A 10269-nucleotide genomic window follows, 5' to 3' on the forward strand; every position below is an offset into this window, starting at 1 on the left:
GCCCTCAACCCCGCCGCCCCGATCGCGCCGCCCGATGCCCCGGCCGAGACCCTGCTCGGCGGCCTGTTCGGGCTCGACGGCAAGGCGGCGGACGTGCGCGCCTGGCTCGGTGCGGTCGAGACGCACGAACACACACACGCCCACGATCCGAACCGGCACGACGCCGCCATCCGCGCCTTCTCCCTGACGAGCGACGTGCCCGTGCCGCGCGCGGCCTTCGAGATGTTCCTCGACCTGCTGCGCTCCTCCCATGGCCCGAACCTGCTGCGGCTCAAGGGGCTGGTGGCCCTCGCCGACGCGCCGGACCGCCCGGTCGTCGTGCACGGGGTGCAGCACGTGGTGCACGCCCCCGTCACGCTGCCCGCCTGGCCGGACGCGGACCGGACCTCGCGCCTCGTCCTCATCGTGCGTGACCTCGACCCGAGCTTCGTGACGCGGCTCTGGGACGCGTTCCTCGGCCGCCCGCGGCCGGACGCGCCGGATGCCGCCGCGCTCACCGCCAACCCGCTCGCCATCCCGGGCGGCTGACGGCACCGTTCGTGAAGGGTTTCCGCGATCTGAGCGGCCGCCGGCCGCGCCCGTCCCAGACTGGGACGGCTGTGTCGGGAATCGATCGGGGGCGCCTGTGCAGCGGTTCGTTCTGATCCAAGGCGGCCACGTGGCTGGGCCGGCCGTCGGCGCGGGTTGGCGCGTCGATCTCAAGGCGGCGGCGGGCGTCGATGCGGAGGCGATCGCCGGGTGGCGGGGGCTCCTCGCCCGCAACGCCGTGCTCGATCCGCGCACCGATCCCGACTACCTCCTCACCGCCGCCCGGCACCTCGCGGGCGGCGAGACGATCGCCTTCGCGCTCGCCTGGGAGCAGCGGCCGGAGCCGATCCTGCGGGGCGTGGTGCCGCTGGCGATCGCCGAGCCGCTGTTTCGCGCCTCCCGGGCGCGCCCGTGGTGGCCTCCGGGACTCACCGCGCGCTCCCTGGTCGATCCCGGCCGCGGCGCGGCGATCCACGCCGCGGTCGCGGCCCATCTGCGGGCGCGCCCGCGGCCCGTCGCCTACGATCCGCAGCCCCGGGAGGGCGCCCTCTCTGTGCGGCGCCGGACCGTCCCGCCCGAGAGCGTTCTGGGCGTCCGGCCCGAGGGCTACGTCCCGCCGAACGCGACGGTCGAGACGATCCGGGAGCCGGAGCGCGTCCGCGACGCGGTCGAGGCCCTCCTGGCGCTCGACGCGCGGACCGCGCGGCGGCCGATCATCGCCGAGCCGCAGGAAGCCGCCATGGTGCGGGTGGTGACCCGCCTGTTCGCCCGGCGCCAGCAGCTCGCCATCGCGCTGGCGAGCCGGGCGGGCGGGCTGGTGGCCGGCACGATCCATCTGGGCCAGGGCCACGGCGCGATCGCGTGGCGGCATGCGGGCCCGGATCCGGTGCCGGCCTGAGGCGATCCTATCCCTCCGCCGCGACGGGGAGGCGCGTCCGCCGGGTGCGGAACGTGATCGCCGCGTGGCCGAAATAGTTGCCCACGGCGCCCGCCGCGATGCCGGCGGCGTGGGCGACCGCCTCCGCCGGCTCGCAGGGTGCGCCGAGGCGGACGAGCAGCGCCCGCCCGGCGAGCGCCACCGCCGTCACCAGGATCGTCGTGACGGCGTTGACGAGCAGGAAATCCGACGCCTGCCGCAGGCCGCCCCGGCCGAAATCCCGGAAGACCCAGACCCGGTAGACGAAGAAGCCGAAGGCCATGCCGATGCAGGCGGCCCCGACCACGGCCAACCCGTAGGGCAGGAACCAGGACAGGGGAAAGCGCGCCAGCCAGTTGACGAGGGCCGCCAAGCCCCCCGCCAGCAGGAACCGCACCGGCTGCGGCAGGTCGCCGAGGCGGCGGACCGGCCCGGATCCCGCGCGCGGCCGCCTCACGACAGCACCCCCGACCAGGCGAGCACGAAGGCGCCGACCAGCGCCGCGCCGAGCATCAGGCTCGGCCCGTCGTTGAGCGCGAAGGCGACCGGGTCGTCGTCGAGCCGGCCGCGACCCGCCACGAGCCAGATCCGCGCCAGCCACAGGAACAGGATCAGCGGAAAGGCCCAGAGCCAGCCCGCGCTGGCGTAGAGATCAAGCCGGAAGGCGTCGAACATCACGTAGAGCACGAGCGTGACGATGCTGGCGACCCCGGTGCCGGCCCCGAGCACCAGCAGGATCGGCGTATCGCGCGTCTCGTAGCCCCGGCTCGTGGTGGTGCCGGCGCCGCGCTCCTTCCAGCGCTCGACCTCGACGTAGCGCTTGGCGAAGCAGAGCGAGCCGAACAGGAACATCGAGAAGACGAGGAGCCAGGGCGAGGGCGCCACCGCCGCCGCCAAGGTGCCGAGGACGAGACGGGTCGTGAAGAGGCTCGCGAGCACCACCACGTCGAGGATCGGGACGCGCTTCAGGGCCAGCGAGTAGGCCACCGTCAGCGCCGTGTAGGCGGCGAGCGCCGCGACGGTCGAGGGGCCGACGAGCGCGCCGAGCGCGAAGCCCGCGGCGAGCCCGGTCGGCACCGCGCCCGCGGCAGCCGCCATCGGCAGGCGCCCGCTGGCGATGGGGCGGTGGCACTTCGACCAGTGGCGCCGGTCGTCGGCGACGTCCCAGAGGTCGTTCAGGATGTAGGTCGAGGAGGCGACGATGCAGAGCGCCGCGAAGGCGAGCGCCACGTCGAGCATCCGGCTCGCGTCGAGCACGACGCCGCCGAGGATCGCGGGGGCGACGACGAGCAGGTTCTTGGCCCATTGGTGCGGGCGCGCGCAGGCGACGAGGGCGGGCAGCATCGCGGGCGTCGGGAAGACCAGCGACGGCTTGCCGTGGCCGGCCCCGAGGCTTCCGGCAGCGTGCGCCGTGAAGCGCGGGCGCCCGACCGCGATGATCTCGTCGGCCCGCGACCAGACCGGGATGTCGGCCCGGCTGTCGCCCGCGTAGGCGAAGCCCTGCGGGAACAGGCGGGCCAGCGCCTCGGCCTTGCGGCGGCCCTTCAGGTTGATCACGCCGTCGCTCGCCAGCACGTCCTCGAAGGGGCCGTGGAGGGCGGCGACCGCGCGGGCAATGCCCGCATCCGCCGCGGTCGCGACGTAGACCTTGCGGCCCCGGGCCCGCTCGGCGGTGATGTAGGCGTGCAGCGCGGCGTCGAAGGGCAGGAGCTTCGGATCGACCAGCGCCCGGCAGGCCAGCTCCTGCTTCAGCCGCGCCCGGCCCTGGAACAGCCAGAACAGGATGTGCAGGAGCGCCAGCGGCTCCCGCCGCAGGTAGGCCAGCGCGCACTCGACCAGGATGTTGGTGCGCAGGAGCGTGCCGTCGAGGTCGATCACGAGGGGGCGCAAGGGTGCCCCGGCCGCCCCCGACCCGGCCCCGGCCGTCGCCGCGCCGTTCACGGCCATTCCCCCGGACAGTGCCTCGGCCATCTCCGTCTCTGCTCCTTGAGAATGCAGATCGACCTTGCCAGAGACGGCCGATGGGCCGGCGCGACCTTCCGGATTACTTGAGGACGCCGATGGGATGAGCGATCCCGGTCTCAGGCGAGCGCGCCGGCCGGCGCCGGAAGGGCAGGCGGAAGGCCTCCTGAACCGGCACGCCGGCCCGCAGCCAGCGGTCGAGGGGGCATTCGAGCAGGCGGTAGACCGCCATGCCGACCGCGACGCCGAGGGCGATGGCGACGAGGCGCACCGGCCATTGCGCCGACGGGGGCAGGCCGAGCCGGCCCGCGACCTTGCCGAGGGCCGACAGGGTGAACCAGTGCGAGAGGTAGATGCTGTAGGTCGCCAGGCCCATCGGGAACAGCACCCGGTCGGCGAGCGGGAGCCGCAGGATCGTCTCCCGGAAGGCGATGACGAGGACGACGAGGCCCGATGCGCCGGTGAGCCGCAGGATGCGCTCGGCGTTCGCCGCGTCCGCCACGAGGCTCAGCGCCGCGGTGACGGCGAGGCAGCCGACGAGGAGCCAGGGCACGCCGCGCCGCCCCGCCGCCTCGTGGCAGCGGTAGAGCCAGCCCGCGGCGAAGCCCGTCATCAGCACGCTGAAGGGATGGAGATACCAGGCGGGATCGCTCGGGGCGATGCCGAGGACCGCTCCGCACCAGCCCAGCCCGAACAGGGCCACGCCGAACCGCATCGGCGCCGACCCGGCGAGCCGCGTCGCCAGGATCAGCAGCGCCACGAGGGCGTAGAAGATCACCTCGTGCTCGAGCGACCAGCCGACGCCGACGATCGGGTAGCGCGACTGCGGCAGCATCAGGAAGGAACTGACGATCGTGCGGGCCGAGACGTCCCAGGCGTTCCAGGCCCAGGCCGGGTTGGCTAGGCGCGCCGCGACAGCGAGGCCGGTGAACAGCGCGTAGAGCGGCAGCAGCCGCAGAAAGCGGGCGCGCATGAAGGCCAGCGCGCTCGGATAGGCCGACGCCCGCAGGCAGATCAGGTAGCCGGAGACGACGAAGAAGACCTCGACCCCGATCCCGCTCACCGGCAGGTACCACGACCGGGACAGCAGAGCCCCCGAGAAGTGCTTCACCGCGAGGTCGGAGTGGCAGACCACCACTTCGAGCGCCGCCAGCGCCTTCAGCCATTCGAGGTCGGGACGCCGGCCCGGATGTGTCACAGGTCTCTCCACGAGCGGTTGGACCGGCGCCGGGGCGGTGCCGGATCGGGGTGAGGATCGGGGCGGCGTTTCAGGCGTCCGGACCGGCGGCGATCGGTCCGCGCAGGCGCAGGTCCGGCTCCGGCCTGCCGGCCGCCGGCGCCCGTTCCGGGCCGGCCTTCGTCCGGCCGCCGCGGGCCGCGCGCGGGGCGGGCTCGGCGGCGCTCTCGCGCGTCCTGCGGCCGGCCTTCCGGACGGGCGCCGCGCGCACCGGCTCGCGCGCGATCGGCGCCGCGGGATCGTCCGGGGAGAGGCGCAGGCTGAAGAGCGTCCAGTCGACGGGCTGCGGCGCGGCCGCGGTCTCGGGGGCCGCCGCGGGCGCGCTCCGCGCGAGCCCGGCGAGGCCCGCCAGGGCCTCGTCCCGCTCGCGCTCGGCCCGCGCCAGGGCGGCCTCGCCGGACGCGCGGCTCTCGCGCGCCCGCGCCTCCGCCCCGTCGAGCCGCTCCGCGATCTGCGCGGACCTCGCGCGCTCGGCCGCGGCCTCGCTCCGCGCCTCGGCGGATTGCCGCTGCGCCGCGGCCAGTTCGGCCCGCGCCTGGGCGAGGTCCCGGGCGAGCGCGCTCTCCTCGGCCTCGACGGCCGTCCGCGCGGCCTCCGCCCGCGCCCTGTCGGCCTCGGATCGCTCCGCCGCCGCGCGCAGCGCCTCGACCTCGCGCAGATGCGCCGCCCCGGCCTCCCGCCGCGCCGCCTCGATCTCCTGCCGCGCCGCCTCGGCCTGCTGCCGCGCCTCCTGCCGCACGCGAGCGAGATCGAAGCTCAGCGCCTCCTCGCGGGCCTCGGCCAGCTCTGTCGCGGCCGGGCCGGCGGCGGGCCCCGTCGCGGCCGCCGGGACGACGGGGCCGGAGAGGCGGGCCGGCAGCGACGCGGCGAGCCCGGCCGCCAGGGCGACGGCGAGCGCCGCGCCGAGCCCGTAGGCCAGGATCCGGGACGCGCCGGGACGGGGCGCCGGCTTGATCAGGTGGGCCTGCTCGCGCCGGAACTCCGCGACCCAGTCGCGCGGCTCGGCCGGGATCGCGGCGGCGGTCGTCCTCTGGCCGAGGTGAAGGGAAGGTGCGCGCGCGCGGTCGTCGAGCATGTCGAACTCCGCCTGGACTGTATCCGGCCCGGCGAATCCTACAGCGCGACCGCGTTTCGGAAGGTCCGCTGCGGGACTACCCCGAATGGCGGGGTTTCGTCCCCATCTAACCCGTCGCCCGGGCCGTCGGGACGGAATCCTACCCCGTTGGGGCGGGAGCGTCGGTGAAAACTGCATAAACGGCACGCATCCAGAGAAACGCGCAGGCATCAAGGGGACATTTGTGAGCAGGTGAAGCGCTCATCAGTCTCAGCTTCGCGAAGTGGTAACGCCTTAGTTAGTCACCAAAGGAGCAGTGCCTTATCTTTTGTTGTTTCAGGTGTAGTCCGCCCTCATACATAGTCGTTATCGGAACGTATTTGAGCATACGGTCCTTCGCATGGGGCAGGCCCGCATCGAGAGGGTTGCGATATGAATTGTCTGGTCTCGAGTGAACGGCTGGAGGACGCGATCCCACTTTCGGGTGCGGCCGTGGCCATCGTCGGGGATACGGCCCTGTTCCGTGAGGGATTGCGGCACATCTTCGCCGGATCCCCGTTCGACGTGGTGGCCGTCGCCGACCGCCTCGACGGCATCGAGCCGGCCGCGCTCGCCGCCGAGGCCCTCGTCATCCTGCTCTCGATCGACCCGGAGCGGGAGGAGGACCGGGAGCGGATCGCGCAGGCCCGCACGCTCTATCCGGAGGCCGCGGTCGTCTGCCTGTGCGCGGGCTGCGGCGAGGCCCAGGTGCTCCCGATGCTCGAGGCCGGCGTCGCCGCGATCCTGCTGCGCACGGTGGCCGCCGAAACCCTGGTCCAGACCCTCGAACTGGCCCTGCTCGGCCAGCGGGTGGTGCCCCATCTCGCCATCCCGGCGCTGCGCGAGGCGGCCCCGGAGGCGGCCGAGGAGGGCGCCCCGGGGGAGCGGCCGGAGCCGGCGCGGCCAGAGCGTCAGGAGGGCGGCGAGGCCTTCCGCCCGAGCGCCCGCGAGATCAAGATCATCGCCTGCCTCGTGAAGGGCGAGTCGAACCGCGTGATTGCGGACCGCCTCTCGATCGCCGAGGGCCGCGTGAAGGGCCACGTCAAGGCGATCCTGCGGAAGATCCAGGTGAAGAACCGGACCCAGGCGGCGATCTGGGGCATGAAGCACCTCGCCGGCACCGAGATGCCGCAGGGCACCGAGCTGCCGTACGGGGGCGAGGTCCGGGGCTGCGCGGTCGCGGAGCTGGTCTCCGAGGAGATCGACGCGGAGGACCTGCCGGCCGCCGCCGCGGCGGCTTGGGGCGCCGAGCCCATCCACGTCCGGTGAGGACCCGGACCCTGGCGCGCGCCGCCGGCTTCGTCGCGGCGCTCGCCCCGGTCGGCCTGCCGGGCCCGGCGGTGCCGGCCGGGAGGCGCGCGGATCCCGCCGGCGCCGTGGCCTGCCCGGACGGGGCGGTCAGGATCTCGGCCGGCGAGTCGATCCAGCGCGCGGCCCTGCGCGCCGGCCCCGGGGGCACGGTCTGCCTGGGCGCCGGCCTGTACCGGATGCAGGAGGTGGCGCCGCTCGCCGGTCAGAGCTTCCTCGGCGCACCGGGCGCGGTGCTGAACGGCGCCCGGGTGCTGCGCGGCTTCGAGCGCGCCGGCCCCTACTGGCAGGTCCTCGGCCCGCGGCCGCGCGGCGGAGGGCCCGGACAGTGCCGCTCTGGCACCCTCTGCCTGCAGCCCCTCGCCCTGTTCCTCGACGGGGAGCCCCTGCGCCGGGTCGCGTCGCGGGCCGAGCTCGGCCCCGGTCGCTACCTCGTCGAGACCGCGGAGGCGCGCGTCACCCTCGGGGACGACCCGAACGGGCGCCTCGTCGAGGTGGCGAGCACCCGCTTCGCCTTCCGCGGGCGGGCGCCGGACGTGCGCATCCGGGGTCTCCTCGTCGAGAAGTACGATTCGCCCGTCCAGGAAGGCGCCATCGAGGCCGGCGGCCCGGGCTGGCGCGTCGAGGCGACGGAGCTGCGCCACAATTCCGGCGCGGGCGTGGGCATCGCCTCGGGCGGCGTGGTGCGCGACTGCACGATCCACCACAACGGCCAGCTCGGCGCGACGGCGGGCGGCACCGGGATCCTGTTCGAGAACAACCGGATCTACGCCAACAACACCGCCGACTTCGATCCCGCCTGGGAGGCGGGCGGCCTGAAGATCACCGCGAGCCGGTCGGTCGTCCTCAGGGGCAACCGCGTCGAGCGCAACGGCGGTCCCGGCCTCTGGTGCGACATCGATTGCCGCGACGTGCGCATCGAGGGCAACCACGCCGCGGAAAATCTCGGGCCCGGCATCTTCTACGAGATCTCCTACGCCGCCGTGATCGCCCGCAACACGCTGCGCCTCAACGGCGACCCGCGCGCGACCTGGTTCTGGGACGGGGACATCCAGGTCGCGGCCTCCGAGGATGTCGAAGTCAGCGACAACGACATCACGGTACGGCCCGGCGGCCACGCCGTGGTGCTGGTCGATCAGGCCCGGGAACGGGCGCAGGGCGGCCTGTACCGGACCGCGCGCAACCGGGTCCACGACAACCGATTCACGTTCCAGGGCGCCGGCAGCGCCGGCGGCGTCTCGGATGCCGAGCCGGAATCGCCGAACTTCCGCGTGATCCAGACCGGCGGCAACAGCTTCGACCGGAACCGCTACGCCTTCCCGGCCGCCACGCCGCCCCGCTTCATCTGGGGCCACGACATCATCGACTTCGCGCAGTTCCGGGCCGCGGGCCAGGAGCGGGCCGGGATCCTGAAGGCGGAGCCTTAGAGCCTCTCGCGACACGCCCGCCGCGCCGCCATGCGCAGGGGGAGGCCCCCCGTTGATCGGGCGTTTCGTGCGGTGCTCACAGGGCCGGTCGCGCGCCCCGACCGAGGTCGGACGACCCGGACCGGCGACATCCCCCCGTCTGGACGGCATTTACAGTGGATGCGCGCCCGCGCCGCCCGCTTCCGCGAACCCGGAAACTTGCCACTCCGTCCCGGAGGGTGAGACAAACCATGGCAGCGGGGGGAAAACGCCATGCTCAGCGGCTCGGCCATCGTGCGCGTGTCCGTGCTGCTCGTCGTCGCGGGCCTGCTGGCGGCGCTGATGCAGTACCTGTGGCTGCGGGGTACGGGCGAGGCGCCCGCGGAGGTGCCGACGGTCGCCGCGCCGGTGCGGGAGAGGGCCCCCGAGCCCGCGCCGGAGACTGGGGCGGCGCCCGAGGCGGCTCGCCCGCCCGCCCTCCGGGAGCCGGACCGGGCGCAGGCCCAGGCTCCGGCCCAGGCTCCGGCGCAGGTTCCGGCGCAGGCCCGGGCTCCCGAGCCCGCGCCGCTCCCGCCGCCTGCGCCGGATCCGACCGTCCCGGCGCAGGAGAGCGCGGATCCGAGGGCGGTGGCGCTCGTCGATCTCAACACCGCGACCCTGGCCCAGCTGAACGCCCTGAAGGGCGGCGGCACGATCGGGCGCGCCATCATCCAGCGGCGGCCCTACGGCGCCGTCGATCAGCTCCTGAGCAAGCGCGTGCTGAGCCGGGCGACCTACGAGCGCATCAAGGACCAGGTCACCGTGCAGTAGCGCGGGACCGCGGGACAGGTCGGTCGCGCCGTCTGGCGCGCGCCGCCGCCCCCGCCTATGCTCCCCCTCCTTCGGCCGTCGGGGCCACACAATCGGGGCTATTGCGGATGCTGACGCACACCGGGAGCACGATCCTGAGATCCGATCTCGGCGTCGAGGAGACGACGGAGAGCGACAACATCGTCCGCTGGGACGGGGAGCGCCTCTACGTCGAGCAAGACGTCTACCACAACGGGCAGCTCGTCCACCGCAAGTACCGCCGCACCGTCACCGAGCCGGTGGCGCGGGCGCTGCTGGCGGTGATCACCCGCTCGCAGCAATGAGGCCGGGCGGCGCGGCCGCCCTCCCGGCGGCGGCGCTCCTGGCGGGCGTCCTCGCCGCCGGGCCGGCCGGCGCGCAGGCGGTCCAGGTGCGCTTCGTCGCGCCCGAGCGCTTCACGGACGCCGAGAACCGCTACGGCTCGGGCCAGACCCTGCGGGCGACGCTTGCCGAGATCGCCCGGATCTTCGAGGAGACCGGAGCTCGGCGCCTCGCCCCGGGGGACGACCTCGCGGTGAGCGTGCTCGACATCGACCTCGCGGGGATCGAGCGGCCGAGCTTCGGCGCGCCGCAGGGCGTGCGGGTCGTGACGGACGTCAGCCCGCCGCGCATCCGTCTGGCCTACGTGCTGCGGCGGGGCGGGCGAGCGGTGGCCCGGGCCGAGGAGACGCTCACCGACAGCGACTTCCTCCTCGGCGCGCGGCTCGCGACGGGCAGCCTCGCCTACGAGCGGATCCTCGTGCGGGACTGGTTCGCCCGGCGCTTCCCCGAGCGGGGCTGACGCGGGGCGCGGGCCCGGCGCATTGCCCGGCCCCGGCGCGACCCCTATCTGCCCCGCATGGTGACCGGAGGATCCCGCATGCGGCTGCGCCCTGCTCTCGCACTCGTTCTCGTCGGGGCGACCGCCCCGATCGCGCTCGTTCCGGCGGACGCCGCCCGGGCCGCGCCGGCCCCCGCCCCGGCGGCCGAG

Annotated in this window: 11 protein-coding genes; 7 read left to right on the plus strand and 4 right to left on the minus strand. The window is 74.7% G+C overall.

Features of this window, described 5'->3' with window-relative positions; translation table 11 throughout:
* Together AX737_RS12600 and AX737_RS12605 are read left to right on the plus strand one after the other, a co-directional pair.
* The coding region (locus AX737_RS12600; protein WP_197430560.1) for a GTP-binding protein at positions 1–528 on the plus strand (528 nt) is incomplete at its 5' end.
* A gap of 130 nt (positions 529–658) precedes the next feature.
* Positions 659–1426 carry a hypothetical protein gene (locus tag AX737_RS12605; RefSeq protein ID WP_156453678.1) on the plus strand — a complete coding sequence of 256 codons (768 nt, stop codon included), beginning with the start codon at positions 659–661 and terminating at the stop codon, positions 1424–1426.
* Between the two features lie 7 nt (positions 1427–1433).
* On the opposite strand, the gene AX737_RS12610 is transcribed toward AX737_RS12605, so the two are convergent.
* The 4 genes from AX737_RS12610 to AX737_RS33175 form a co-directional block, all read right to left on the minus strand.
* Entirely contained in the window at positions 1434–1901 is a 468-nt protein-coding gene (locus AX737_RS12610) for a GtrA family protein (RefSeq protein WP_066921802.1), read from the minus strand.
* Positions 1898–3415: a UbiA family prenyltransferase gene (locus AX737_RS12615; RefSeq protein ID WP_238229913.1), complete on the minus strand. Its 1518-nt coding sequence runs from the start codon at positions 3413–3415 to the stop codon at positions 1898–1900. The genes AX737_RS12610 and AX737_RS12615 overlap by 4 nt, the downstream gene beginning before the upstream one ends.
* Positions 3416–3488: 73 nt before the next feature.
* Positions 3489–4604: an acyltransferase gene (locus AX737_RS12620; RefSeq protein WP_066921804.1), complete on the minus strand. Its 1116-nt coding sequence runs from the start codon at positions 4602–4604 to the stop codon at positions 3489–3491.
* A 70-nt stretch (positions 4605–4674) separates the two neighbouring features.
* Positions 4675–5718, minus strand: coding sequence for a hypothetical protein (locus AX737_RS33175; RefSeq protein WP_066921806.1), 1044 nt, complete (start codon positions 5716–5718; stop codon positions 4675–4677).
* Between the two features lie 411 nt (positions 5719–6129).
* On the opposite strand from AX737_RS33175, the gene AX737_RS35790 reads away from it, so the two are divergent.
* The 5 genes from AX737_RS35790 (at position 6130) to AX737_RS12650 (ending at position 10080) form a co-directional block, all read left to right on the plus strand.
* Positions 6130–7005 carry a response regulator transcription factor gene (locus AX737_RS35790; RefSeq protein ID WP_156453680.1) on the plus strand — a complete coding sequence of 292 codons (876 nt, stop codon included), beginning with the start codon at positions 6130–6132 and terminating at the stop codon, positions 7003–7005.
* Positions 7002–8471: a right-handed parallel beta-helix repeat-containing protein gene (locus AX737_RS12635; protein ID WP_066921809.1), complete on the plus strand. Its 1470-nt coding sequence runs from the start codon at positions 7002–7004 to the stop codon at positions 8469–8471. Before AX737_RS35790 ends, AX737_RS12635 begins: the two co-directional genes overlap by 4 nt.
* Positions 8472–8723: 252 nt before the next feature.
* Positions 8724–9260 (plus strand): helix-hairpin-helix domain-containing protein, encoded by a 537-nt coding sequence (locus AX737_RS12640; protein ID WP_066921811.1) that lies wholly within the window; start codon positions 8724–8726, stop codon positions 9258–9260.
* 107 nt (positions 9261–9367) lie between these two features.
* A complete protein-coding gene (locus AX737_RS12645) occupies positions 9368–9583 on the plus strand; it encodes a hypothetical protein (protein ID WP_066921812.1) in 216 nt (71 codons plus the stop codon).
* Positions 9580–10080 carry a DUF3016 domain-containing protein gene (locus AX737_RS12650; RefSeq protein ID WP_066921814.1) on the plus strand — a complete coding sequence of 167 codons (501 nt, stop codon included), beginning with the start codon at positions 9580–9582 and terminating at the stop codon, positions 10078–10080. Before AX737_RS12645 ends, AX737_RS12650 begins: the two co-directional genes overlap by 4 nt.
* Positions 10081–10269: the final 189 nt, after the last annotated feature.

It is taken from the genome of Methylobacterium sp. CCH5-D2 (assembly GCF_001556475.1).
GTDB lineage: Bacteria > Pseudomonadota > Alphaproteobacteria > Rhizobiales > Beijerinckiaceae > Methylobacterium > Methylobacterium hispanicum.

What these genes read in the sequence shown, in the direction of transcription:
- AX737_RS12615 (WP_238229913.1), bottom strand. Translation starts at nt 3,415, where the DNA reads ATGGCCGAGGCACTGTCCGGGGGAATGGCCGTGAACGGCGCGGCGACG.
- AX737_RS33175 (WP_066921806.1), bottom strand. Translation starts at nt 5,718, where the DNA reads ATGCTCGACGACCGCGCGCGCGCACCTTCCCTTCACCTCGGCCAGAGG.
- AX737_RS35790 (WP_156453680.1), top strand. Translation starts at nt 6,130, where the DNA reads ATGAATTGTCTGGTCTCGAGTGAACGGCTGGAGGACGCGATCCCACTT.
- AX737_RS12640 (WP_066921811.1), top strand. Translation starts at nt 8,724, where the DNA reads ATGCTCAGCGGCTCGGCCATCGTGCGCGTGTCCGTGCTGCTCGTCGTC.
- AX737_RS12645 (WP_066921812.1), top strand. Translation starts at nt 9,368, where the DNA reads ATGCTGACGCACACCGGGAGCACGATCCTGAGATCCGATCTCGGCGTC.
- AX737_RS12650 (WP_066921814.1), top strand. Translation starts at nt 9,580, where the DNA reads ATGAGGCCGGGCGGCGCGGCCGCCCTCCCGGCGGCGGCGCTCCTGGCG.